This is a genomic window from Streptomyces sp. NBC_00433, from assembly GCA_036015235.1.
Classification (GTDB): Bacteria; Actinomycetota; Actinomycetes; order Streptomycetales; family Streptomycetaceae; genus Actinacidiphila.
Window position 1 is genome coordinate 1,020,354 of record CP107926.1, and the last position, 25,150, is coordinate 1,045,503.

17 protein-coding genes and 1 pseudogene are annotated in these 25,150 nt (G+C 73.2%); 12 read left to right on the top strand and 6 right to left on the bottom strand.

The window, feature by feature from the left end:
• Positions 1 to 572: 572 nt before the first annotated feature.
• Positions 573 to 1,772, bottom strand: coding sequence for a serine/threonine-protein phosphatase (locus OG900_03925; protein ID WUH89377.1), 1,200 nt, complete (start codon positions 1,770 to 1,772; stop codon positions 573 to 575).
• Between the two features lie 152 nt (positions 1,773 to 1,924).
• Between OG900_03925 and OG900_03930 the strand changes: the two genes are divergently transcribed.
• The 6 genes from OG900_03930 to OG900_03955 all read left to right on the top strand — a co-directional run bounded on the left by OG900_03930 (position 1,925) and on the right by OG900_03955 (position 7,453).
• Positions 1,925 to 2,848, top strand: coding sequence for a hypothetical protein (locus OG900_03930; protein WUH89378.1), 924 nt, complete (start codon positions 1,925 to 1,927; stop codon positions 2,846 to 2,848).
• A gap of 90 nt (positions 2,849 to 2,938) precedes the next feature.
• Positions 2,939 to 3,382: a hypothetical protein gene (locus OG900_03935; GenBank protein WUH89379.1), complete on the top strand. Its 444-nt coding sequence runs from the start codon at positions 2,939 to 2,941 to the stop codon at positions 3,380 to 3,382.
• Between the two features lie 333 nt (positions 3,383 to 3,715).
• On the top strand, positions 3,716 to 4,543 hold the full coding sequence (locus tag OG900_03940) for an alpha/beta hydrolase (protein WUH89380.1): 828 nt from the start codon (positions 3,716 to 3,718) through the stop codon (positions 4,541 to 4,543).
• Between the two features lie 189 nt (positions 4,544 to 4,732).
• On the top strand, positions 4,733 to 6,241 hold the full coding sequence (locus tag OG900_03945; protein WUH89381.1) for an MFS transporter: 1,509 nt from the start codon (positions 4,733 to 4,735) through the stop codon (positions 6,239 to 6,241).
• A gap of 73 nt (positions 6,242 to 6,314) precedes the next feature.
• Positions 6,315 to 6,956, top strand: coding sequence for a helix-turn-helix domain-containing protein (locus OG900_03950; protein WUH89382.1), 642 nt, complete (start codon positions 6,315 to 6,317; stop codon positions 6,954 to 6,956).
• Between the two features lie 32 nt (positions 6,957 to 6,988).
• The gene (locus OG900_03955) at positions 6,989 to 7,453 is read left to right on the top strand and encodes a DUF3291 domain-containing protein (GenBank protein ID WUH89383.1); all 465 of its coding nucleotides are present in this window, start codon (positions 6,989 to 6,991) and stop codon (positions 7,451 to 7,453) included.
• Positions 7,454 to 7,459: 6 nt separating this feature from the next.
• On the opposite strand, the gene OG900_03960 is transcribed toward OG900_03955, so the two are convergent.
• On the bottom strand, positions 7,460 to 8,290 hold the full coding sequence (locus OG900_03960; protein ID WUH89384.1) for a methyltransferase domain-containing protein: 831 nt from the start codon (positions 8,288 to 8,290) through the stop codon (positions 7,460 to 7,462).
• 163 nt (positions 8,291 to 8,453) lie between these two features.
• Entirely contained in the window at positions 8,454 to 9,989 is a 1,536-nt protein-coding gene (locus OG900_03965) for an oligopeptide:H+ symporter (protein ID WUH89385.1), read from the bottom strand.
• Positions 9,990 to 10,383: 394 nt separating this feature from the next.
• On the opposite strand from OG900_03965, the gene OG900_03970 reads away from it, so the two are divergent.
• The 3 genes from OG900_03970 (at position 10,384) to OG900_03980 (ending at position 13,098) form a co-directional block, all read left to right on the top strand.
• The gene (locus OG900_03970) at positions 10,384 to 11,928 is read left to right on the top strand and encodes a metallophosphoesterase (GenBank protein ID WUH89386.1); all 1,545 of its coding nucleotides are present in this window, start codon (positions 10,384 to 10,386) and stop codon (positions 11,926 to 11,928) included.
• 261 nt (positions 11,929 to 12,189) lie between these two features.
• Positions 12,190 to 12,690: a tetratricopeptide repeat protein gene (locus tag OG900_03975; protein ID WUH89387.1), complete on the top strand. Its 501-nt coding sequence runs from the start codon at positions 12,190 to 12,192 to the stop codon at positions 12,688 to 12,690.
• A 24-nt stretch (positions 12,691 to 12,714) separates the two neighbouring features.
• On the top strand, positions 12,715 to 13,098 hold the full coding sequence (locus OG900_03980; GenBank protein ID WUH89388.1) for a hypothetical protein: 384 nt from the start codon (positions 12,715 to 12,717) through the stop codon (positions 13,096 to 13,098).
• Positions 13,099 to 13,171: 73 nt separating this feature from the next.
• Here OG900_03980 and OG900_03985 read toward each other — a convergent pair whose 3' ends face one another.
• Positions 13,172 to 13,699 carry a hypothetical protein gene (locus OG900_03985; protein WUH96080.1) on the bottom strand — a complete coding sequence of 176 codons (528 nt, stop codon included), beginning with the start codon at positions 13,697 to 13,699 and terminating at the stop codon, positions 13,172 to 13,174.
• On the opposite strand from OG900_03985, the pseudogene OG900_03990 reads away from it, so the two are divergent.
• From OG900_03990 to OG900_04000, 3 genes and pseudogenes are all read left to right on the top strand, one after another.
• Positions 13,653 to 14,006, top strand: a pseudogene (locus OG900_03990) (sensor histidine kinase). The gene OG900_03985 and the pseudogene OG900_03990 overlap by 47 nt on opposite strands.
• A 354-nt stretch (positions 14,007 to 14,360) precedes the next feature.
• On the top strand, positions 14,361 to 17,801 hold the full coding sequence (locus OG900_03995) for a glycoside hydrolase family 3 C-terminal domain-containing protein (GenBank protein ID WUH89389.1): 3,441 nt from the start codon (positions 14,361 to 14,363) through the stop codon (positions 17,799 to 17,801).
• A gap of 144 nt (positions 17,802 to 17,945) precedes the next feature.
• Complete coding sequence (locus OG900_04000) at positions 17,946 to 18,911, top strand: ABC transporter ATP-binding protein (protein ID WUH95604.1); 966 nt, start codon at positions 17,946 to 17,948, stop codon at positions 18,909 to 18,911.
• Here the strand turns inward: OG900_04000 and OG900_04005 are convergent.
• Together OG900_04005 and OG900_04010 are read right to left on the bottom strand one after the other, a co-directional pair.
• Positions 18,897 to 21,770: a hypothetical protein gene (locus OG900_04005; GenBank protein WUH89390.1), complete on the bottom strand. Its 2,874-nt coding sequence runs from the start codon at positions 21,768 to 21,770 to the stop codon at positions 18,897 to 18,899. The two genes, OG900_04000 and OG900_04005, sit on opposite strands and share 15 nt — an antisense overlap.
• A complete protein-coding gene (locus OG900_04010; protein ID WUH89391.1) occupies positions 21,767 to 25,147 on the bottom strand; it encodes an ABC transporter permease in 3,381 nt (1,126 codons plus the stop codon). The genes OG900_04005 and OG900_04010 overlap by 4 nt, the downstream gene beginning before the upstream one ends.
• Positions 25,148 to 25,150: the final 3 nt, after the last annotated feature.

Here is a 25,150-nt window from a genome sequence, read left to right on the forward strand (position 1 = left end):
AGGACCCGGAGGAATTCCGTGCCCGCGATCTCCCGCACCAGGGTCCGGCCGACGCTGACCGCGGTGGCGGACCGCGGACCGGCGTCCAGCACGGTCTGCTCGCCGAGCAGGTCGCCGCCGCCCCTGATCGCCAGCAGCGTGGGGCGGCCGGAGCGGGTGGTCGCGTGCAGGTTGACGCACCCGTGGAGGAGCAGCAGGACGTGGTGGTCCCGGCCCCCCTCGGACAGCGTCTCGCCGTTGCGGTAGACGCGGCGCGAGCCCAGTGCCGGCAGCTCCCCGGACATGGCGGCCGGGGCCATGGCGAGCAGCGAGTCGCGCGGCCATTGCTCGGGCGGAACGCGCGGCCCGTCGTCCATGCTGTCCACGCGGCCCTCAGAGCCCCTCGAAGAATCCGTCGTGCGTGTCGTCCCCGTAGTGGCTGTCGTCCAGGTGGTGCGGGGCCGTCCGGCTGCGGCGGGTCGTCCGGGTGGTTCGCGCCTCCACCGACATGGCCGGCTACCGCGACGGCGACCGGTGGCCGCGCCGCCCGCAGGGTGGTGGTCTGGCGGCACCAGGCGGAGCCGGAGTCCTGATCAGCGTCCGGCGGCCTGGCCGCCGGTGCCGAGCCGGCGGTGGCCGTCCGAGGACTGGCCCGCGGCCTGCGGCCGGTGCGGGCGGCGGGCCGCCGTGCGCTCGATGACCAGGAGGGCCGCGTCGTCGGAGAGCCGCTCGCCCACGTGCTCCATCAGGTCGCGGTGGACGCGGCGCAGCAGCCCCTCGGGGCCGGAGGCGGGGAAGGAGGCGACCCGTTCCGCGAGCGGGTACATGCCGCCGGTCGGCGAGCGGGCCTCGATCACACCGTCGGTGTAGAGCAGCAGCAGGTCGCCGGCCTCGAAGGTGAAGGGGTCGGTGCGGCCGCCGCGCTCCGAGGACAGGACGCCCAGGCCCAGCGGCGGCGCGGGAGCACGGGGGTGCAGGGCGGTGACCTCGTCACCGTGCACCAGCAGGGCGGGCGGGTGCCCGCAGTTGACCATCTCGGCCTGGTGGTCGGTGTCGTGGATGTCGAGCAGCATGGCGGTCACGAAGTGCTCCCCCGGGTCGCGTACGGCGTCGGCGGACTCGTCGAGGTCCCGGCAGACGCTGTCGTCGACGGCACCGACCAGCTCGGGCAGGTCGTCGCAGCGGTGAGCGCCCTCGCGGAAGGCGCTCATCACCGTCGACGCCTCGCCGATGGAGGCCAGGCCGTGGCCCCGGACGTCCCCGATGAGCACCCGGGTGAGGCCGCGGTCGCACCGCACGACGGCGAAGAGGTCCCCGCCGATCTGGGTCTCGTCCTCGGCGGCCAGGTAGAGCCAGGCCACCCCGAGGGGGCCGACCCGGCGCGGTGGCGGCCGCAGCAGGACGCGCTGCGCGGTCTCGGCCACCGATCGGGCCCGGCTCAGCTCGCGCTCCCGCCGCACCCGCACGTAGGAGAGGAAGACCACCAGGGCGGAGAGCACCGCGAGCGCGGTGAGCTGCGCCACGTGGTTGGTCGTGCTCAGCCCGCCGTGGAAGACGGAGATGATCACCAGGGCGAATTCCGCCGCTCCCCCGACCAGGGCGGTCACCCGCGGTCCGGCGAAGGACGCGGTGAGGGTGGGCGCGATGACCAGCAGCGGGCCCAGATGGACACTGGTCCCGACCCAGATGTCCGTCACGCTGATCACCACGATCAGCGCGACCGCGATCACCAGCAGCCCGCGCCCGGTTCGCTCCTCCAGGACGCGGTCCACCTGTAGCCGGAGCCACCCCATGGAGGGCTTCTGCCCCTTTTGTCGGAGATACATGCATTGTTCGCCGGTGTGACAGGTGGCGGCGCCCCGCACAGCGCCCGAGACCGGCCGGCAGGCGCACGCCGGCCGCACCCTCCGCAGGCCGGAGCTGACGCGCCATAGAATGCGCTGCCATGCACATAGCACGTAGACATCTGCACAGCTCCAGGCCCCTGCACAGCTCCGCCGCGGCCGCCGTCCTGGCCGCCGCGCTCCTCGCCACCGCGACCGGCTGCTCGTCCGGATCCGGCGACGGCGGGTCGAAGCCGCTGGAGGCACTGCGGCACCTACCTGCCGACGCCAACGCCGCGAAGCAGGTGACCTACGCCGACAACGTCCGGATACGGAAACTGAGCGCCGCCGACCCGGAGCGCTTCAAGACCGTCGCGCAGTCCGCCAGCCCGCTGCTGAACAGCTACACGGTCGGACCGTGGGGGCTGATCCTCAAGGAGTCCCGGATCGACACCACCGTCGACTCCGCCGCGGCGGGCCACTGGGACGGCTCCTTCGACGCGGCGGCCGTCACCGCGTCCCTGAAGAAGAGCGGCTACACCTCGGCCGAGCAGGACGGCGGGCAGGTCTGGAAGCCGGCGGACTCCGGCCCGGCCCTCGCCGTCTCGGACGACGAGATCAGGTACGCCACGGACGCCGCCCACTTCTCCGCGACCGACCCCGGCCACGGCGCCTCCCTGGCCGACAAGCAGGAATACCGGCTCGTCACCGGCTGCCTCGGCGACGTCTACCGCGCCGACTTCAACACCTTGTCCACCACCGAGCCGGTCCGCCTCTCCGCCCTCGGCCAGCAGGCCGACGACTCGGGCAGGAACACCGAGGTCCTGTGCGTGGCGGTCAAGGACCAGGCGACCGCCGACCGCCTGGCGGCCGAGCTCCGCTCGGTCGTCAAGGACAGGGCCCCGCGCTTCGACGGCACGACGGTGACCGTCACCAAGGGCGACCGCCCCGTGGTGCGCGCCGCCGTCCCCGACACCGCCGCCCAGCGCCCGGGCCGGCTCTTCCTGACCGATTACCAGCTGTGGATGGCGGTCGGCAAGGTGTGACGCGGCCCGCACCGCGCCGGTAGGCCGCACCGCGCGGGCCCGGCGGGCGCCGGGCCGATCCGGGTCCGCGCCGCTTCCGGCGGCCTGGCGGTGCACACCGCCGCCGGCGGCTTCCACCAGCACCAGCACACCACCGCCCCGCCCTCGGGCGCCCTGGCGGGCGACACCGATCCGCTCGCCCTCGGGGTGCACCGCGCCCGCCGGGGCGGCGACGGGGGCGCCGCGCTGCCGCCGTATGTGCGGCGGGACGTGGACGGCCGGGTGCGGGACGCCCTGCGGACGGCCGCGGCAGCCGGCGGCATGGTGCTGCTCACCGGCGACTCGACCGCGGGCAAGAGCCGTACGGCGCTGGAGGCCGTACGGGCGGTGCTGCCCGGACATCTGCTGCCGGCACCGCCGCGGGCGGAGGGCGAGCGGTGGTTCGCCGAGGCGCTGGACAAGGGGGACGAACGGGCCCGCGAGCCCCTCTCCGAGCTGCGGGCGCACCTGGCGGGCATGCGGGCCGAAGCCGGTGGCGGCACGCCCTCGTCGTGACGCCGGCCGCGGGCCCGCCGTCCGGGCCGCGGCCGCCCGCGGCCCCGCGGGCTTCGTGATGCGGGACCTTCCGGGCTGCGCGAAGCTGGAAGCCGAACGGGAGACGCCACCGCGGTGCGCGCGACCGTGCCGGGTGGAGGTCTTCCCGGCCCCGGCCGCAAGGCGGCCACCGGAGCCGCCACCGTACGCGTGCCCGCGGGGCGGTCCGTGGCCGGGCAGCACGACGCCGGGCGGACCCGCGCCCTGGGCGATGCCCTGCCGGGCCGCCCCCGGCCGCTCCCGATTCCCCGATTGATGCCGTCGATGTGCTCGCTATCGTGAGGAAACCGCACCATGCCTTTCATCACCGCGAAGGACGGAACCGAAATCTTCTACAAGGACTGGGGGTCGGGGCAGCCCGTCGTGTTCAGCCACGGCTGGCCGCTGACCGCCGACGCGTGGGACCCCCAGGCGAAACTGGTCGTGGACAACGGCTTCCGCGCGATCGCCCACGACCGGCGCGGGGGCGGCCGGTCCGGGCAGCCGTGGGACGGGAACGACCTCGACACCTACGCCGACGACCTGGCGTCGCTGATCGAGGCTCTCGACCTGCGGGACGTCGTCCTGGTGGGGCACTCGACGGGTGGCGGCGAGGTGACCCGCTACGTCGGCAAGCACGGCAGCGACCGGGTCGCCAAGGTCGTCCTGCTCGGCGCGATCCCGCCGCTGATGCTGAAGACGGCGGACAATCCCGAGGGCCTGCCGATCGAGGTCTTCGACGGGATACGCGAGGGGGTCGCGACCGACCGCTCGCAGTTCTACGAGGACCTCAGCGCCGCCTTCTACGGTGACAACCGGGACGGGTCGACGGTGACGCGGGGCACCCGTGACGCCTTCTGGCTGTGGTCGATGACCGTGGGGATCAAGGGCGCGTACGACTGCGTCAAGGCCTTCTCCGAGACCGACCTCACCGAGGACCTCAAGCGGTTCGACGTCCCGACCCTCATCGTCCACGGCGACGACGACCAGATCGTGCCCATCGTGGCGGCGGGCGCCAAGTCCTCGAAGCTGGTCAAGGACGCCACCTACAAGGTCTACGAGGGCGCCCCGCACGGCCTGGCGATGGTCCCGAAGTTCGCCGACCGCTTCAACGCCGACCTGCTGGCCTTCCTCCGCGGCTGACCGGGCCGCCCGACCCCGTGGGGCCGCCCTGCCGCGATCGCCGGCCCGGCGTCCCCACCTCGTCCGCTACAGGACCGCGGCGACGCGATCGTCCGCGGTTCACCTCCGCACCTCCCGTATCCACGGCGGCTCACCGCATAGCGTAAGCGTACAAATCGGTACGTAACGCGACAGCGGGAGCGACTGAGCGTGGATCGCAAGTGGTGGACTCTGATCGCGGTGTCGGTGGCGACCTTCATGCTGCTGCTCGACATCACGGTGGTCAACGTGGCGCTGCCGTCGATCCGCAAGGATCTGGACGCCAGCTTCACGGACCTGCAATGGGTGCTGGACGCCTACGCGTTGACCCTCGCCGCGCTGGTGCTGACCGCCGGCTCGCTGGCCGACCGGCTGGGGCGGCGGAAGGTCTTCTCCTACGGGCTGGCGATCTTCTCGCTGGCCTCGCTGCTGTGCGCGCTGTCGCCCGACCCGACGTTCCTGAACATCGCGCGAGCGATCCAGGGAGTCGGCGGGGCCGCCATGTTCGCCGTGTCGCTGGCCCTGGTGGCGCAGGAATTCCCCGCGGGCAGGGAGCGGGGGGTGGCGATGGGGTGGTACGGGGCGACGATCGGCGTGGCGGTGGCGATCGGACCGCTGGTCGGCGGGGCCCTGACGGATTCGCTCGGCTGGGAGTCGATCTTCTACCTGAACGTGCCGATCGGCGCCGTGACGCTGCTCGTCACCTTCACCCGGCTGCGCGAGAGCCGCGACCCGCACGCCACACGGGTCGACTGGCCGGGTGTGGCGGCGTTCAGCGCGTCCCTCTTCCTGCTGGTGCTGGCCTTGGTGCGGGGGAACGACGAAGGGTGGACCAGCACGCTGATCCTGGCGCTGCTCTCGGCGTCCGCGGCGCTGATGGCCGCTTTCGTCTGGATCGAACTGCGGGTGCCCGAGCCGATGCTTCCCATGCGGCTCTTCCGGCGACACGCCTTCACCGGCGTGCAGTTGGCCGCTTTCGGGGTGTCCAGCTCGCTCTTCGCGCTGTTCCTCTACCTCACGCTGTACATGCAGAACTACCTGGGCCTCACACCCTTCGGGACCGGCCTGCGCTATCTGCCGGTCACCGCGGTGAGCTTCCTCGCCTCGCCGATCGCCGGACTGCTGCTGTCGCGGGTGCCGGCCCGGGCGATGCTCGGCACCGGCCTGGCGGCGATCGGGCTGGGCCTCTACCTCATGGGCGGTGTCGCCCCGGGCGACGAGTGGACGACGCTGCTGCCCGGGTTCGTGATCGCGGGCGCGGGAGTGGGGCTGATCAACCCGGTGATCGCGGACGTGGCCGTGAGCGTGGTGCCCAAGCAGCAGAGCGGGATGGCGGCCGGCATCAACGACACCTTCCGGCAGGTCGGGATCTCCGTGGGCATCGCCGTCTGGGGGGCGATCTTCGTGGCCCGGGGCGCGAGAGCGGTCCGCGAACTGGCGGCGGGGACGCCCGCGGCGAGCGGGGGGCATCCCCACGAACTGGTCGAGGCCGCGTCGTCGGGGAATCTGGACATGGTGCTGGCCGCCTTTCCGCCGCAGTCGCGCAAGGCGGTCGCGAACGCCGCCCGCGACGGCTTCCTCGCCGGATTCAACGAGGTGCTCTTCCTCGGCTCGATGGTCTGCTTCGCCGCCGCGATCCTGGCCGTGTGGCTGGTCAAGGAGAGCCAGATCGAACGCTAGGGCCTCCCCCGGCTCACCGGCTCCTCGGCGTCTCACGGAACGGCCGCCGGGGGGCGGTCATAGAATTCGTCGGGTGGCTGCTGAAGACGACGCCTTCACGGCGCTGAGCGTGCTGAGCGATCCCGTACGGCGGAAGCTCTACCGGCATGTCGCCGCCTCCGCACGGGAGGTGGGGCGGGATGCCGCCGCGGAGGCGGTCGGGGTCTCCCGGTCGCTCGCGGCCTTCCATCTGGACAAGCTGGTCGCGGCCGGGCTGCTCGCCGTGTCCTTCCGGCGCCTGTCGGAACGCACCGGCCCGGGTGCCGGGCGGCCGGCGAAGATGTACCGGCCGGCCGGCGGCGAGCACACCGTGTCGCTGCCGCCCCGCTCCTACGACACCGTGGGCCGGCTGCTGGCGGAGGTGGTGGAGAAGGCCGGCCTTGACCGGGAGTTGCAGGCCGCGGCGAGGGCCGCGGGGGCGGCGGACCCGGACGCGGCGGACGGCGACCTGGTCGGGGTGCTCCGCGCCCGCGGCTATCTGCCGTACTGGGACGGCGGGACGCTGCGGCTGAAGAACTGCCCCTTCCACGCCCTCGCGGACGACTTCCGCGCGCTGGTCTGCGGGATGAACCTGGCGCTGATCGAGGGCCTTGCCCCCGAGGGGTGGTCGGCGGACGTCGAGCCGTGCCCCGGCGGGTGCTGCGTGGCCCTCAGGTCTAAAACAAATTCTGATTGACTATAGAGATCGGGCCTTGCCATGCTGACCCCATGACTGGCTTTCATCTCGCACAGGTCAACGTGGGCCGCAGCGTCGCCCCGGTGGGCGGCCCCGAGTTGGCCGACTTCATCGCCCAACTGCCCGAGATCAACGCGCTGGCCGACCACGCGCCCGGATTCGTCTGGCGCATGGTCGACGACGGCGGCGAGGACTCGACCGCGCTGCGCCCCGACGGAGACGACGACCTGCTCCTGATCAACTGCTCGACCTGGGAGTCGGTCGAAGCCCTCAAGAACTTCGCCTACCACACCGACCACCTGCGTGTGCTGAGCCGCCGCCGGGAGTGGTTCCAGCCCATGGCCGGCCCGCACCAGGCGCTGTGGTGGGTCCCCGCCGGCCACCGCCCGAGCGTGGGGGAGGCGATGGAGCGGATCGGGATCCTGGCCGAGCGGGGTTCGGGCCCGCTCGCCTTCACCTTCCGCGACCCGCACCCGGCACCGGTCGCGGCGACGTAGACCGGTTCACCGGGTCGGGGCGTCGTCGGGCTTCCGCCCCCAGGCGGTGAGCATGCCGGCCGACAGCGCGGCGCACGCGTCGGAGTCCAGATACCTCACCGCCGCGTCGACGGCCGCGCCGTCGACCAGCCCGGTGGCGAGCATCGCGGCCCTGCTGCGCTCCCAGGTGTCCGCCCAGAAGCGGCTGATGGGCGAGCCCGGCAGCAGCGGCGGCACATGGATCTCGGCGGCGACGGACACCAGCCCCGCCCCGCGCAGCAGTTGGGGATACGACGGCACCCAGGAGACGTCGGTGCCGATGCCCGCCCGCAGCCCCTGCCACATCGCCCGCATCACCGCTGTGTACGGCGTGCCGGGCGTACGGTCGCTCGTCAGGTCGACGGCGTCGCTGAGCACCAGCACACCGCCGGGTGCGACGAGGTCGGCCAGGGCCGCGATCAGCTCGTCGTGCTCCGGCAGGTGCATCAGCACGAAGCGCGCGTGGACGAGCCGGAAAGTCCCCGGGATCGCCCCCGGGGCGGTGATGTCGGCCTCCAGGACGTCAAGACCGGGCGCGGGCCGCTCGGCGAGGAAGCGCACATCGCGGTCCACGGCGAGCACGCTCGCCACCCCGGCCTCCTCCAGCAGCCGGCGGGAGACCGTACCGGTGCCGGCGCCCACGTCGAGGCAGTGCCATCCCGGACCGGCCCCGAGGGACCGCAGCCGCGCCACCGTGAAGTCGTCGTAGGCCAGCGCCCCGAAGTCGATCCGCTCGCCCTCGCCCACCTGCCCCGGGCGGAAGACGGCCTCGCCGTAGCGGCTGCCTCGCGGCGCGGCACCGCCGGAGGCGGCGGTCACCTCGCGACCGATACGGTGCCGGGCCCGGGGGGCCGGTGCGGCGGGTCGTCGAGCACGTTCATCCGGACCTCTTCACGCCGTGGGGCGGCGACCCCGAACCGGGCCGCCGCCCCACAGATCCTCCGCCGGCAGCCGCCGGCCCGGCCGAGGCGCGCCGTCCCGCTCAGCGCACGTCGCCCATGAGGGCGACCACCCTGCGCCGGTACATCCAGACCGCGTAGCCCGCGACACAGGCCAGGATTCCCTCGAAGGCCACCATGCTGGTGCCGTTCAGATCGACGCCGGCCAGCGACAGCAGGCTCGTCGTGCAGTCGCCCGCGGTGACGGCGAGGAACCAGACACCCATCATCTGGCTGCCGTACTTCCTGGGCGCCATCTTCGTGGTCACCGACAGGCCGACCGGGGACAGGGCCAGCTCGCCGACGGTCTGGATCATGTAGATCGACACCAGCCACATCGGGCTGACCCGCGTACCGTCCGACGCCAGCGCCATCGGCACGACGAAGACCAGGAAGGAGGCGCCGATGAGGAAGAGGCCCACGGCGAACTTCACCGTCGTGCTCGGCTCCCGGTTCCGGCGCGCCAGCCACACCCACACCCAGGCGATGACCGGGGCCAGCGCCATGATCCACAGCGGGTTCACCGACTGGTACCAGGAGGAGGGGAAGCCGAAGCCGAACAGCGTGCCGCTGGTCTTCGCGTCGCCGAAGATCGACATCGTCGACCCGCCCTGGTCGTAGATCATCCAGAACACGGCGGCGGCCACGAAGAACCAGATGTAGCCGCTCATCCTGGACTGCTCGGTCGGCGACAGCTCCCTGTCGCGCTTGATGCGCACCAGGACGCCGACCGGGATGACCAGGCCGATCACGGTGATAGGCACCAGCGCCCAGTTGAGCGTGTAGACGCCGGTGGCGATCAGCACGCCGTAGGCGGCGGCCGCGGCGACCAGCCACGCCAGGCCCTTGCGCAGGGTCGTGTCGCGCTCGGTGCGGCTCAGCGGCTTCGGGACGACGCTGCTGCGGTCGCTCAGGTGCCGGGTGCCCAGCAGGAACTGGACCAGGCCGAGGGCCATGCCCGCCGCGGCCAGCGCGAAGCCCAGGTGCCAGCTGTAGTTCTGGCCGACGGTGCCGATGACCAGGGGCGCGGCGAAGGCGCCGATGTTGATGCCCATGTAGAAGACGGTGAAGCCGCCGTCGCGGCGGGGGTCGTCGGGGCCGTCGTAGAGGTGACCGACCATCGTCGAGATGTTGGCCTTGAGCAGCCCGGAACCCATCGCGACCAGCGCCAGGCCGCCGAAGAAGGGGCCGTCGCCGGGCAGCGCCAGCGTCAGGTGCCCGGCCATGATGATCCCCGTGGCGATCACGACGGTCTTGCGGGGGCCCCAGACGCGGTCGCCGAACCAGCCGCCCGGCATCGCCAGCAGGTAGACCATCGCCAGGTAGATCGAGTAGATCGCGGTGGCCGTGGCCGCCGTCATGGCGAGGCCGCCGCCCTGCGAGCCCTTGCCGGCCGCAGGACCGCCGGCGATCAGGTAGAGCGGCAGCAGCGCGCGCATGCCGTAGAAGCTGAAGCGCTCCCACATCTCGGTCATGAAGAGCGTGGCCAGGCCACGGGGGTGGCCGAAGAAGCCCTTCGCACCGCCCGGAGCAGCGGGACTGCTCTGCCGGGCGGCGTCCTTTGTCAGGCTGGACGCCATGGGTCGGTCCTCGTTCGCTCGGGACGTGCCGGTGGAGACGCACGCCCGGGTGGGGGGTCGATCACTGATGCTGGACTCGCCAGCCCCGTATCCGAAGTGGCTTATCCCTGTCCGTCCACAAAAGGACACTGAATGCCAGTACGGGTGATTCATAACTTTATGGCGTCGCACGACGTGGTATATGACGGGTTGAGACTCGTCTCACATTGCCGACACGCAGGCTTTGACCTGCGGAAAGGCCGGCTGACGTCATCGCCGACCGCCCCACCCACGGAATCGCACACGATTCGAACACCGGGTGGCGGCGGACCGCGGCCGGCCGGGTCGGCGACGACACGGCGGCGGTGACGGAGGTGCGGGCCCCTGCCGTGACGGCGGCGGCTAGAGTCCGCTCATGTCGACTTCCTCCGCCCCCGCCCCGTCTCCCAACTCACCGGACTCCTCCCGCGATTCGCTGGCGGGCGCCGGCTGGGGCGGCCAGACACCGGGCACCTACCGGGAGTTGATGCCCCCGCGGGTGTCGAACCTGTCGTGGCTGAATCCGACGACGCTGTGGAAGGCGCGCAACGGCCCGCTCGCCTCGCTGCTGGGCGACCCGACCGGGTCACAGCGGCAGCAGTGGGTGCGGGGCCAGCTGGAGCGCGGCGCGGCCGGCGAGGACCTGCTGGTCGAGCGCGACGACCCCGACACCTTCTCCTTCCTGCTGCTCGGCGACACGGGCGAGGGCGACGCCCCGCAGTACGCCGTCGTGCCCGGCCTGCTGAAGGCCGGCGCCGGCACCCGCTACGCGGTGCTGTGCAGCGACGTGCTCTACCCGGTGGGCAGCGCCGACGAGTACGGCACGAAGTTCTTCCGCCCCTACCGCGACTACGACGCGCCGATCTACCCGATCCCCGGCAACCACGACTGGTACGACGGCCTGACCGGCTTCATGCGGGTCTTCTGCGACGCCCCCGCCCTGCCGGGGCCGACCCGCCCGCGCACCGGGTCGGCCGGATGGCTGCGGTCCCTGCTGTGGCGGGCGCCCGAGGTGCCCGACGAGGCCCGCCTGGCACAGGCCAGGCAGCTGCGGGACAAGCCGGCGCAGGCGGCAAGCCACCCGGGACCGTACTGGGCCATGGACTCCGGGCCGCTGCGCATCATCGGGATAGACACCGGCCTGCTCGGCACCATCGACCGCGAGCAGGGCGAGTGGCTCGCCCGGGTGGCGCGCGGCCCCCGGCCGAAGATCCTCGTCACCGGTTCGCCGATCTACGTCGACGGGGAGCACCACCCCTGCGCCATCGACGGCGGCGGCACCGTCGACGACATCGTCCGCGACCCGGAGAACCACTTCGTCGCGGCCATCGGCGGCGACATCCACAACTACCAGCACTACCCGGTCGACGTGGACGGCCGCCGGATCGAATACGTCGTCTCCGGCGGTGGCGGGGCTTTCATGCACGCCACCCACACCATCCCCCCGGTCACGGTCGGCGGTGTCACCGAGGACCGCTTCCGCTGCTACCCGCTGCGCTCGGACTCGCTCGCCTTCTACAGCCGCCTGTACGGCCGCCGGCTCCATCTGCGGCGGCTGTTCGACCTGTCGCCCGACCAGGCGGCCGGGGTGATCGCCGCCCGCCTCGGCATCACACCCGTCCGCTCCTCGGCCGCCCGGGTGACGCCGCGCATGCGCTTCGTGGCCTCCGTGCTCGGCGTGGCCGCCCGCTCCGGCCGCCGGCGCCTCCTGCGACTGCCCGTGCGGCGCGTGCTGACCCGCATCCTGTCGCCGGGCGGGGCGACGTACAGCCCGCCGTTCTTCAAGAACTTCCTGCGGCTCGACGTCACCCCGTCGGAGGTCCGGGTCCGCTGCTTCGCCGCGACCGGCCTGCGGGAGCACGAGATCGACCCGCCCGTCGAGGACGACTTCACGATCCCGCTGCCCCCGCACTCGTCCTGAGGGACGTCCGCACCGGGCAGCGGGTTTTGTCGTTCGTTGGGCGGCGTTGTCATGAAAACGTCTATCGTCGCAATCTCCGGGTGCGGGTGCGGACTGGTGGGGGCGGGTTTGTGACGGAGCGGCTGTTGGTGGACTTACGGGCCGACGGGCTGGTGCAGGTGTCGTCGTGGGCCGCGGGTGAGCAGTTCCCGCGGCCGGTGGGCGAACCGGTGGAGCTGGTGTGGCCGCTGTCGGACGAGGATCTGGCGGATCTGCGGTGGTATGGCCGGCAGCTACCACCAACTCGGCAACGTCGCCCAAGGACGGGGACAACTGGACGAAGCCGAAGACTGGCACCGCCAATCCCTCACCATCAAAGAAGACCTCGGCAACCGCCCCGGCATGGCCAGCAGCTACCACCAACTCGGCATGGTCGCGCAGGATCGGGAGCAGTGGGAGGTGGCCGAAGGCTGGTACCGCCAATCCCTCACCATCGAAGAAGACCTCGGCAATCGCCCCGGCTTGGCCATCTCCTACGCCCAACTGGGGCTCCACGCCCAAGCACAGCAGAGGTCCGCGCAGGCGCTGACCTGGGTGGTCAAGTGCGTATCGCTGTTCGATGCGATCCCGCACCCGAGCACAGGATCAGGCCCGGCCCATCTCCGCCTCCTGACCGCGGAATTGGGCATCGAAGCCGTCGAAGGCGCCTGGCAGGCCACCACCGGCAGCCCGTTGCCCGCCGCCGTACGCGAGTACGTCCTTACCGAGCCCACCGCCGACTGACCGAGCCCAAGGAGCAGACCCCGGATGACCGACCCCGTCGCACAAGGTGCCCGAGCCGCCGCCCAGCGGCTCGCCGGCCCGGCACACCCCGACCTGGCCGTCGATGTGGAAGTCGCCCTCCACACCCGCGGAGCCGACGACGAACCCCGCCAGTACGCCGACCCGGCAGCCCTCGGCAGCCTCATCGTGAGCATCGCCACCCTGGCCTGGACGATCTACAACGACATCCGCAGCCGAAGCACTGCCGCGCCCGCCCCGGACGCGGTGGCCCGCCGCGTCCGACACGAACTCGACCGGTCCGACACACCCGCGCCCCCACTCCCCCCGGCCGAGCGCGACCGCATCATCGACGTCACGATCGAGGAAACCCTCACCCCCGCCCAGGACCAGGCCTCAGAAAACCCGTAAGCCCGGCGGCCCTACCCAGGGGCGGTCAGGTCCTTGGCCCTCTGCGGGTGCCTGTAGCTCCGGCGCGCTTGCGTTACAGGACGACGATCGGGCAGATCAGCGTCCGGGGCGATCCTCGCCGGATTGGCGGGGGTGGCGCCGCGCCAGCCAGGGATTCGATCTCTCCCATCAACTGCTCGGAGATGCCGACCAGTTCGGCGAGCGCCCGTTTGGTCAGGCCCACCTTCTCCCGCGCCCAGGTCATGGCTTCCGGCTCCTGGTGCAGCCTGCGCGGGCGCTCCCGCTTACGCCCGCCCCGCACCTCACCTGATGCCCCCCTGTCGCCGCCGTCGGTCGCGCATTCGGCCCAGACGAGCTTCCCGACCCCCGCACGGCCGCTCACCCCCCAACGCCCACCGGTGAGCGCGTCGACCAGCGCCAGGCCACGCCCGGACTCGGCGTCCGCGGACAACTGGCGCAGTTCCGGCCTGTTCTCGTTCGCGTCGTGCACATCAATGCGCAGAGCGCCGCTCGCGAGCCGCTCGAACCGGGTCTCGACCAGGGCGTCTTCCGGCGGCTCCCGCCGCCAGCTGGCCCGGGTGCTGGGCAATCTGGTGGACAACGCGCAACGCCACGCGCGGACCCGTGTGACCGTACGGGTGGTCCGTGACGCGGCGCGCGGGGAGGTCGTCCTGGCCGTACAGGACGACGGCCCGGGTGTGCCCGAGGCCGACCGGGAGCGGATCTTCGAGCGGTTCATCCGCCTGGACGAGGCCCGCAGCACCGACGACGGCGGCGCCGGGCTGGGCCTCGCGATCGCCCGCGACATCGCGGAACGCCACGACGGCCGCCTGACCGCCGATTCCTCCCCCGACGGCGGCGCGTCCTTCGAACTCCGCCTCCCCGCAGAGCAGGCGCTGGCCGACTGAGCCACGCGCGCCGGTCCGCGCCACCTGCGTGCCCCGCGCCGACCCGCCACATACGCGGCACCGGTGCCGATCGCCGCCACCACCCGCGCGAGCCGCGCCGACCCCGCCTCCGCGGACCGGACACCGCCCCGGGGCGGGCCCCGGGCGCGTCCCTGGCGACCCGGGCGCGCTCCCGGGCGCCGAGCCCGGCCCTGGCGGGCGTCAGAATCCCGCACCCCGCGGCGGAGCCGGTTTGTTCACGGCGTGATTCATGGCGTGAAAGAAGTCGTCGGAATCCTTGACACGGCGTCACGCGTGGGCGAATCTCATGTGCGCCTGAGAGCGCTCTCCCCCCATGAAACGGAGCGCGTACACATGAACGCACCGCCCCGCACCGAGAAGCGGTTCTGGTCGCAGCGACGTCGCAGGCCGGGACGCCGCCGTACCGTGGAAGTCGTGCTGGCGGCGGTGGCCCTGGTCCTGCCGGTCGGCGTCTTCGCCGCCGGCGGGCAGGCCACCGCCGCCGACCAGCCCTGGACGAACAGCGCCCAGGCTCCGCTGGACCGCGCCAACGAGCTGCTCGCCGCGATGACCCAGGCGGAGAAGCTCACCATGCTGCACGGCGGCCAGGGATGCGGCTACGTCGGCTGCGTCGACGGCAACACCCGGCTCGGGATACCGCCGCTGCACCTGCAGGACGGGCCGGTCGGCGCCGGCGACGGCTTCACCGGCGTCACCCAGCTGCCGGCGCCGGTCGCGGGCGCGGCGAGTTGGGACACCGCGCTGATGAACCAGTACGGCCAGGTGCTGGGCTCCGAGCAGTGGGGCAAGGGCACCAACGTGGTGCTGGCCCCGACCATCAACATCGTGCGCGACCCCCAGTGGGGCAGGGCGTTCGAGTCCTTCGGCGAGGACCCCTACCTCGCCGGGCAGATGGGCGCCGCCGACATCCAGGGCATCCAGAGCCAGGGGCCGATGGCCCAGGTGAAGCACTACGCGGTCTACAACCAGGAGACCAACCGCAACAACATCACCGACAACGCGATCGTCTCCGACCGCACCGAGCGGGAGATCTACCTGCCGGCCTTCGAGACGTCGGTGAAGCAGGGCGGGGCCGACTCGGCCATGTGCTCCTATTCGGCCATCAACGGCGCCTTCGCCTGTGAGAACGGGCAGTTGCAGAACAACGTGCTCAAGGGCGGCATGGGCTTCACCGGGTTCATCACCTCGGACTGGGGCGCCACCCACTCCACCGTGGCGTCGGCGAACAACGGCCTCGACATGGAGATGCCCGGCAGCGACTACTACGGCACGGCGCTGACCAACGCGGTCAACAACGGCCAGGTGTCGCAGGCGACGATCGACGACCACGTCCGCCGGATCCTGACCTCGATGTTCAAGGCAGGCCTCTTCGACCGCGCGCAGTCCGGCAACACCGGCTCGGTGGTGACCAGCAGCGCCCACAATGCCATCGCCAAGCAGGTCGCGCAGGAGGGGGCGGTGCTGCTGAAGAACACCGGCCCGGTCCTGCCGGTCGGCAGCGGTACGGACTCGATCGCCGTCGTCGGCGACGACGCGGGCACCAACGCGATGTCCCAGGGCGGCGGCAGCGCGGGCGTCAACGCGCCCTACCTCGTGACGCCTTACCAGGGCATCAAGAGCCGGGCCGGCAGCGGGGTGAACGTCACCTACTCGCAGGGAACCCCTTCCGCCGACGGGGCACTGCCGCCGCTGGGCAGCGCGTACCTGACGCCGAGTTCGGGCACCGGCGCCGGCCTCACCGCGTCGTACTACAACAACACCGGCCTGACCGGCACCCCCGTGCTGACCCGCAACGAGTCGAGCGTCGACAACGTGTGGGGCGGCGCGTCGCCGGCCCCGGGGGTCAACGCCACCAACTGGTCGGCCAAGTGGACCGGGACACTGCACCCGCCGGCCACCGGCACCTACCAGCTGTCGCTGACCAGCGACGACGGCTCCCGGGTGTACGTCAACGGGCAGCAGGTCATCAACAACTGGTTCAACCAGGGCAGCACGACCCGCACCGGCAGCGTGTCGCTGACCGCCGGGCAGGCCGTCAGCATCGAGGTCGACTACTACAACGGGGGCGGCGCCAGCAACGCGACGCTCGGCTGGGCCGTCCCCGGCCAGTCCCCGCACGACCAGGCGGTCGCGGCCGCGCGGGCGGCCAAGCTGGCCGTCGTCTTCGTCTCGAACTTCGAGTCGGAGGGCGGCGACCTCAACGGCATCAACCTGTCGGCCGCGCAGAACACCCTGGTCACGGACGTGGCGGCGGCGAATCCCAACACGGTCGTCGTGGTCAACAGCGGCTCGGCCGTGACCCTGCCGTGGGCCGGCGCCGTCAAGGGCGTGGTCGAGGCGTGGTATCCGGGGCAGGAGGACGGCAACGCGATCGCGTCGCTGCTGTTCGGCGACACGAACTTCAGCGGCAGGCTCCCGGTGACCTTCCCGACCTCCCTGTCGCAGGGGCCGATCACCACCACCGCCCAGTGGCCGGGACAGAACGGGCAGGTGCAGTATTCCGAGGGCCTCAAGGTCGGCTACCGCTGGTACGACAGCCAGAACATCGCGCCGATGTTCCCGTTCGGCTTCGGGCTGTCCTACACCACCTTCGGCTACGCGAACCTGTCGGTCGGGCAGCCGGACGCGAGCGGCAACGTGGCGGTCGGCTTCGACGTCACGAACACCGGCTCGCGGGCCGGGGCCGAGGTCCCGCAGGTCTACGTGGGCCAGCCCGGCACGACCGGTGAACCTCCGAAGAATCTGCGCGGCTTCACCCGGATGACGCTCGACCCCGGGCAGACCCAGCACGTGGCGATCACCCTGGACGCGCGCAGCTTCCAGTACTGGAACAACGGCTGGACCAACGCGTCGGGCACCAACACGGTCTACGTCGGCTCGTCGTCGCGGGACATCCGCCTGACCGGCACCACCACCATCGGCGGCGGCACGGGCGGCGGCAGTCAGACGGCCCTGCCGCGTACCGGCTGGACGGTGACGGCGTCGTCCACCGGCGGCGGCGACGTGCCGGCGAACATGCTCGACGGCAGCACGGCCACCCGCTGGAGCACCGGCGTCCCGATGGCGAACGGGCAGTCCTTCACCCTCGACCTGGGCGCGGCCAAGAGCATCGACCGGGTCGTCATGGACTCTGCGGGCAGTGCGAGCGACTACGCCCGCGGCTACCAGGTCCTCACCTCCACCGACGGTACGAACTTCGGCAGCCCCGTGGCCACCGGAACCGGTACCGCCGCCCAGATCACGGCGAACTTCCCCGCCACCACCGCCCGCTACGTCAAGGTCGTCCAGACCGGCACCTCCACCAGCTGGTGGTCGATCGCCGAGGTGAACGTCTTCACCGACGGCACCACCGGCAGCGGTGGCACGGGCGGGTCCGGGGCGGTCCTGCCCCGGACGGGCTGGACGGTGACGGCGTCGTCCACCGGCGGCGGCGACGTGCCGGCGAACATGCTCGACGGCAGCACGGCCACCCGCTGGAGCACCGGCGTCCCGATGGCGAACGGGCAGTCCTTCACCCTCGACCTGGGCGCGGCCAAGAGCATCGACCGGGTCGTCATGGACTCTGCGGGCAGTGCGAGCGACTACGCCCGCGGCTACCAGGTCCTCACCTCCACCGACGGTACGAACTTCGGCAGCCCCGTGGCCACCGGAACCGGTACCGCCGCCCAGATCACGGCGAACTTCCCCGCCACCACCGCCCGCTACGTCAAGGTCGTCCAGACCGGCACCTCCACCAGCTGGTGGTCGATCGCCGAGGTGAACCTGTCCGACTGATCCCTCCCCGCAGTCAGGCGGCCCGGCCGGTCACCCGGCCGGGCCGCCGCACTATCCTGGCCCTGCCCGGCAACCGCCACCACCGCACGCCGTATCCCTGGAGGACCCGTGTCAGCTTCCGAGGACCGAGGCGAGGCACCGGACCTGGACGAACTGCGGCGGCGGGCCGCCGCGGTCAGTACCCCGCACCGCGAAGAGGGACTGGTGGTCTGCGAGAACCTGGTGCGGATCTACCAGACCGGCGGCGTGGAGGTACAGGCCTTGCAGGGCCTCGACCTGGCCGTCGCCGAAGGCGAGATGGTCGCGGTGATCGGGGCCTCCGGCTCCGGCAAGTCGACGCTGCTGGGCATCCTGTCCGGCCAGGACGTCCCCACCGCCGGCTCCGCCGAGGTCGCCGGGCACGACCTGCTGACGATGAAGCGCCGCGCCCGGCTCGGCTACCGCCGTGCCACCGTGGGCTTCGTCTGGCAGCAGACGGCCCGCAACCTGCTGCCGTACCTCTCGGCGGCGGAGAACGTGATGCTGCCGATGACCTACACCAGGACCGGCCGCTCCCGGCGCAGGGCCCGCGCCGAGGAGCTGCTCGGCCTGCTCGGTGTCGGCCACTGCCGGGACCGCCACCCGGACGAGCTCTCCGGCGGGGAGCAGCAGCGGGTCGCCATCGCGGTGGCCAACGCGAACGAGCCCAAGGTCCTCTTCGCCGACGAGCCCACCGGCGAGCTGGACACCGCCACCAGCGACGAGGTCTTCGCCGCCCTGCGCCGGGCCAACAAGGACCTGGGCGTCACCGTCGTCGTGGTCACCCACGATTCGCTGGTCTCCGAGCAGGTCCAGCGCACCGTGCGGATCCGCAACGGCCGCACCTCGACCGAGGTGGTGCGCCGGGTGGCCACCGACGAGGACGGTGTCGAGGCGCTCGCCGCCGAGGAGTACACGGTGATGGACCGCCACGGGCGGCTCCAGCTGCCGAGCGAGTTCACCGAGCGCCTGCACATGCGCAAGCGGGTGCGGCTGGCCCTGGAGTCCGACCACATCGGGGTGTGGCCCGCCACGGCCGCGCAGCGGCCGGACCCCGAGCGCGAGGAGCCGGAAGCCTCACATGAGGCGTAGGACGGCGCCGAGACGGCGCCTGCGGGCCAGGACGGACTCGGTGATCGCGGCGGCGAAGACCACCAGGGCCACGCCGCCGACCAGGGCGACGGTCAGGGTGTAGTCGGTCCGCAGCGCCGGTTGGGCGGGGCCGCCGGTGAATTGGCGCAGGTCCAGGGTCTGTGCCAGCAGTCGCGGTTCGAGCAGGCCGAGGAGCGTGCCGCCCACGGCGGACGCCGCCGCGAGCGGCAGCAGTTGCAGGAAGTGCACCGCCCCTGCCTGCCGGCCGCCGAGTCCGAGCGTACGCAGCAGCGACGTGGTGCGGCTGCGCTCGTCGAAGGTGAGGATCAGCTCCATGGCGACGGCGAGGAGTCCGGCCAGGGCGGCGAGGGCCGAGCTGGTCGCGTAGACGGTGCGCAGCCCCCGGGTCAGGCCGTCCTCGCGGAGGGTCGCCAGGGCTTGCGAGCGGGTGCGGATCTGTGCGAGCGGCCCCAGCGCCTGGGCCGCTGCCGACCGCAGTGCCGCGTCGCCGGTGGAACCGTCGCCGCGCAGCAGCAGGACGGTGCTGCCGGAGGACTGCTGCGGCAGCAGGCGATCGGCTGCGGCGCTGGTGATCAGGATCGGCGTCCCGGCCGCGACCCGTGCCGTGACCGGCCCGAGCAGGGGGTCGCGCAGCTCGGCGGTGGTGAGGGTGCCGACGGGGTCGAGCACCAGGCTCACGGACCGGTCGCCGTGCGCCGCGACGGTGGAGGTGAAGCCGCCGGTGTGCTCGCTCGCCCGCAGGGCCGGGGAGATCAGGGACGGCAGCCGGACGCTCCCGCCGGACCGTACGGGCGGCGGGTCGCCCAGCGCGGCGAGCAGCCGGGCGGCCAGCGGCGACTTCGGGGCGACGGCGCCCAGTTGCCGGGGGTCGACGGTGATCACGGCGACCGCGGAAATCTCGGCGCCGTCGGCCTGCCCCACCAGGTCGAGGGGGCGCAGGTGCTGGAGGGCCGTACGTATCCCGGTGTTGCCGGCGAGCGCGCCCGGTGCGGGCGTCGTGATGTCCGCGACGGTCGCGCCGGCGTCGGCGCCGGTGCTCCAGGCAGCGCCCGCGGCCGCGCCGTCGCCGACCGTACGCTGCACGAGGCCGCCGAAGACCGCGGTGCCCAGCGTCAGGACGAGGACGAAGAGGGCGAGCCCGGTCGCCGGGGCGTCCTGCGTGGCGCGGGCCATGCCGATGACGCCGACGGCGCCCCTGCTGCGACGGGTGCGGCCCAGCAGGAGGCGCAGGACGAGCGGGTAGATCCGCAGCAGGACCAGTACGGCGGCCAGCGCGACCAGGACCGGCACCGCGCCCAGGACCCCGTCGGGGCCCTGGAACCGCAGCGCGACCACCCCGGCGGCCGCCATGAGCAGCACCGTCAGCTCCAGGACGAGGCGCCGGCCGCCGGCGAGGCGGCGGCGCGAGCGCCGCAGCCGGCCGGGCCTGGGCGGCTCGCGGACCGCGAGCCAGGTCATCAGTGACAGCGTCAGCGCCACGGTCGCGGCGGCGACGGCGGCGGCCACCGGTTGCGCAGACCCGGAGGTCCCCGCCGGGGCGAGCTGCCGGCCGGCCGCCCAGCCGAGGAGGGCGGCGAGCAGCACCACCGGCCAGGCCACGGCGCTGCGGAGCAGGACCAGCCGCGCCGTGGACGCGCCCCGGGCTCGCTGCAGCCGCAGGTGCGCCTCCCTGCGGCGCAGCAGCAGCCTTACGGCGACCGCGGTGGTGGCCAGCGCGATGGCGGCCAGCGAGTCGACGGCGAAGTCGGCGAGCGCCCTGGCCTGGTGGTCCTGTGCGGTGAAGGTGTCGAGGAGCGGCGACAGGGCGTCGGTCACCAGCAGCGGCCCGGTGGCCTGGGGGCCGACCTGGCAGCTGGTGTCGCCGGTGTAGACGTCGGACCCCTGGCACAGCGCCGCGTTGAGATCCGCGGCGAACTGGGACAGCGGCCCGGCCAGTGCGCGGGCCCGGTCGAGCGCCGCCTGCCGCAGGTCGGCCCGCAGCTGCCAGGTCACCAGCGGCCCCGACACCCCGGCGTTCGCCAGCAGGTCGGCGGCGTCGGTGCCGACCAGTCCGCCGGCGGCGAGTACGGTGCCGCCGGCGTTCTGCGTCGGATAGCGCAGCGGCTGGACCAGTGCCGCGTGGCCGCTCCAGAAGTCGTCGGCGCCGGACGTGGCGCGGAAGACCCCGCTCACCACGAGGACCGCCTTGGGGTCGGCCAGCTGTGCGGTGGGCAGTTTGGCGAATTCCAGGTCGAGCCGGCTGCCGACCCCGACCCCCAGTGCCTGCGCGGTGGCCTGCGACAGCGCGACCTGCGGCGGTGTGCCGAGCGGCGTGTCGTCGGCGGGTGCCCGGCCGCTGGTGTAGCGCAGGTGCGCGGCGGCGCCCGGCAGGTGGCTGATCGCCAGTTTGGTGCTGGTCACCGCGGGACCGGGCGGGATCGGTGAGTCGAGGACCGCCTGGTTGTAGTCGTATCTGCCGCCGGCGAAGGCGAGGTCCCGCGCCGCTGAGCCGCTGAGCCGCCCGGCGAGCGTACGGCCGTCGCCGAGCAGGGTGGCCATGTCGACGGCGGGCGGGTAGGAGGTGAAGACCTCGGGCACGGTGCTGACGCTGACGACGGGGCCCTGTGCCTGCGCGGCGTCGATCCGCTGCCGCAGCGCCCGGTCCTCCTGGCGGCCCGCCACCGCGGGGGCCCAGGCGCACAGTCCCGCCAGCACGACGACCAGCACCGCGAGGCAGGCCAGTAGCGGCAGGTCGCCGCGGGTCTCCCTGCGGATCAGGCGCAGCGTCATCGCGGCGCCCTTTCCCGCGGACCGCGTCGCGGTCCGCTGCTTCCCCTCGTCTTCGGCCGCGCGGTTCAACGGTCCTCCCCTGCTCGCAGGACGCGGACCAGGTCCACTCGGGCCAGCAGCCGGGCCAGGGCGAGCACGACCGCGCTGATGGCGAGGGCGGTCAGCACCGTGACCAGCGCGACCGTGCCCCACGGCAGGACCACCGGCAGCGGCGGGTAAGGGGCCTGGCCGGTGTCGTCCAGGGTGACCAGCGGCAGCACGGTCGAGGCCAGCGCCATGCCCATCAGCGCCCCGGGGATCACCGCGAAGAGCGCCAGGCCCAGTTGCTCCGCGCTCAGCAGCAGCGAGAGGCCCTGGGAGCGGATGCCGATCGCCCGCAGCAGGGCGAATTCCTTCCGGCGCTGCCGGGTGGTGACCACCGCGTGGACGGTGAAGGCGACGACCGCGAAGCAGGGGGCCAGCAGCCGGACCAGTTCGAGCACCCGGCGCAGCCCGTGGCGGAAGGGGTCGGAGCGGAGCGCCGCGGCGGCGCTCGCCGTGGTGGTCACCTGTCCCAGGGCGGGCTCCGCCTCGATGGCGGCGGCCGTACGCGCGCTGTCGGCGCTGTCGATCCACCAGAAGGCGGGGTCCTGCTGGAGGCCGCCGGCGAGCGTCAGCGCGGTGGTGAGCTGCCGCTGGTCGGCGATCAGGTGGCCCTGCCCGCGGCCCAGCCCGCGCAGCGAGCCGGGTTCGGCGATGATCCTGGCGGTGACCGGGGCGCCGAGGCCGACGTCGAGGGTGGTGGTGCCGCCCACGACGAGGTGGCCGTCGCGCAGTGCTGTGGCGTCGGCTGTCACGGGCAGCGGCGCCGGTCCGCCGACGGGGCTCGCCACGAATCGCACCTGGCCGCCGGGCGCGGTCTTCATCTCGCCCAGGCCGTCGTCCTGGCCGGAGCCGCCGCCGGCTGCCTGCGGGTCCTGGAAGCCGGTGCTGACGTCGGCACGCAGCAGGCCGGTGCCGCCGGGGAGGATCGCGCACACGCCGGGGGCGCCGATGAAGGCGTAGCTGTCGGGGCCGTTCTTGCCGCAGGCCGCCGACTTGGCGTCCGCGGCGTGGGGGGTGCCGTCGGTCCAGGCCTGCCCGGCGGGCAGTGCGGCGGACCAGCTGTCGGTGGCGCCGCGCGAGCCGATCCGGTTGAGCCTCAGGTCGAGCCGCGCGGGGTGCACTCCGGGCTTCGGCAGGACGCTCATGGCGGTCACGGTGAGCGGATACGTCCGCGGGTGGCCGCCGCTCAGCGGGATGCCGAGGGGGACCGCGAGGACGTGCCTGGTCCCGTCGGCGGCCGGCAGGGCGGCGGACACGGTGCTCTGCAGTCCGGTCGGGTCCTGCAAGGTCAGCGCCATGACCGGTGCGGAGGTGTCGCCGTCGCTGCGCAGCGTCTCGTCGAGCAGCAGCGCGGTCGGACGGCCGGTGAGGGTGATCCCGTAGGAGATCGGGGACCGGGTGCGGGGCGCGGGTCCGGCGATCGTGCCCACCAGCTCCTCGGTGGCCCCGCCCGGCAGGTTGGCCGTCGTCCGGGTCACCGGTGTCACGCCCGTCACCGCGGGAAGGGCGCGATAGGCGCCGTCGAGGATCGCGGAGGGGTAGCTGTCCTGGGCGGCCGGGGCGACCCTGACGTCCGGGCCGACCGTGTAGGCGGCCTGCGCGGTGGTCAGGCCGCCCAGGCAGGCCAGCGCGGTGGTGGCGAAGGCGCTCGCCGACACGGCCAGGCACATCAGCACGACCGGTCCCGCGTTGCGGGCGGACCGCCGGCTCAGCTGCCACCCGGCGAGCGCGCCGATCAGTGTCCGGCTGCGGCGGCCGAAGGCGTCGAGCAGCCGGGACGTCAGCGGCAGCAGCCGTAGCAGCAGGAGCGCCGCGGCCCCGCTCGCCAGGGCGGGCACGAGCACCAGCACCGGGTCGACGGACAGGTCGCCGCCTGCCGACGCGCCCGCGGCGCCGATCAGCGAGTGGTGCCGCCGCAGTTCCAGATACCCGAGCACCGCGACGGCCAGCAGCGCCAGGTCGGCGCCCAGCCGCTGCGCGACGGCGGCCCGCGCGCCGCGGGCCGCGGGCACCCGCACCTGCGGCAGCGCGGGCAGCATCACCGCCCCGGCGTGCACCAGCAGGGTCAGCCCCACGGCCGCCCAGGCGCCGGGACCCCGGCTGCCGGGATGCAGCAGACCGGCCGCGTACGGTGCCGCGATCGCCGCCGGGATGCCGGTGAGGGCCCATTCGGCTCCCGCGCCGCGCAACAGCCGCAGTGTGCCCGAGCCCCTGGCCTGCTGGAGGGCCAGTTCGCCGCGCCTGCGTACGGTCGTCTGGCGGCCGGCGAGCACCAGCGTGGCCAGGGCGAGAACCGCCAGCATCACGCTCGGCAGATACAGCTCGGACCGTGCCGCCAGGGCCGGTACGGCAAGCTGGTCGATCGCTCCGGGCAGGCCGGAGGAGATGTTCAGGTCGTCGAGCGGCGGCGTCTTCCCGCCGAAGACCGACAGTGCGCTGTGGCTGCCGGAGAAGGCGTGGACCCGGTCGCGCAGCCCGGCGAGGTCTGCGGCGTCGAGCCGGGAGAAGTCGGGCTGCACACTCCAGTGGGCCGTGAGATGCCCGTTCAGCACGGCACTGCCGTTCAGCGCCGCCGCCGGAACGACCAGCAGTTTCTGGCCGGCGGTCTCGTTCTCCGACAGGTTCCCGGCCATGGCGGGCCAGAACCCGACCGCACCGGCCGGCTGGAAGACGCCGGATATCCGCAGCGTCATCCTGCGGCTGAAGTCGTCCTGCACCAGGACGCTGGAACCTGGCTTGAGCCCGAGGCGCCGGGCCAGCGGCTCGGGCACGGCGGCGTCGACCGGGGCGCCGGACCCGGTGCCGACCCGCACGGTGGGCAGCGCGGTGAAGGCTCCGGCCGGGGCGTCCGCCGCGTCCGCGGGCCAGTGCCCGGCGACCAGCCGCCCGAAGGACTGCCCGTCCTGCACCGCTACGGGGTGGAGTCCGCTGCCGCCGGGACCGTCGGGCACCTTCGTGCCCCCGTCGACCCGCTTCACCGCGACGGGCGCGGTGCCCAGCAGCCCCACGTAGGTCCGCTGCGGCACTCCGGCGAAGACCCTCGCGGCGGCGGCCCTGACGTCGCGGTCGGCGGCGGCCATCCCCCCGGGGTCGAAGGAGGCGTTGACGGATATCTGGGCGTCGGGGTCGGCGGCGAGCCTGCGTATCTGCCCGGATCCGACCGAACTGCCCGCCAGCGTCACGAGGGTGGCAAGCGCCGTCGCGCACAGCAGGACCGAGACGGTGACGGCTGCCAGGGCCGATCCCTGCTGGGTGGACCGCCGGACGGCGGCCGGAAGGAGTCGCCGAAGCCGGCGTCGGACGTCCGGGCGCCGCGGTGACGAGAGCTGCCGTGCCGAAGGAGGCGGGACCGCCGCGACCACATG

What these genes read in the sequence shown, in the direction of transcription:
- OG900_03925 (WUH89377.1), bottom strand. Translation starts at nt 1,772, where the DNA reads ATGGGGTGGCTCCGGCTACAGGTGGACCGCGTCCTGGAGGAGCGAACC.
- OG900_03930 (WUH89378.1), top strand. Translation starts at nt 1,925, where the DNA reads ATGCACATAGCACGTAGACATCTGCACAGCTCCAGGCCCCTGCACAGC.
- OG900_03940 (WUH89380.1), top strand. Translation starts at nt 3,716, where the DNA reads ATGCCTTTCATCACCGCGAAGGACGGAACCGAAATCTTCTACAAGGAC.
- OG900_03955 (WUH89383.1), top strand. Translation starts at nt 6,989, where the DNA reads ATGACTGGCTTTCATCTCGCACAGGTCAACGTGGGCCGCAGCGTCGCC.
- OG900_03965 (WUH89385.1), bottom strand. Translation starts at nt 9,989, where the DNA reads ATGGCGTCCAGCCTGACAAAGGACGCCGCCCGGCAGAGCAGTCCCGCT.
- OG900_03970 (WUH89386.1), top strand. Translation starts at nt 10,384, where the DNA reads ATGTCGACTTCCTCCGCCCCCGCCCCGTCTCCCAACTCACCGGACTCC.
- OG900_03975 (WUH89387.1), top strand. Translation starts at nt 12,190, where the DNA reads ATGGCCGGCAGCTACCACCAACTCGGCAACGTCGCCCAAGGACGGGGA.
- OG900_03980 (WUH89388.1), top strand. Translation starts at nt 12,715, where the DNA reads ATGACCGACCCCGTCGCACAAGGTGCCCGAGCCGCCGCCCAGCGGCTC.
- OG900_03995 (WUH89389.1), top strand. Translation starts at nt 14,361, where the DNA reads ATGAACGCACCGCCCCGCACCGAGAAGCGGTTCTGGTCGCAGCGACGT.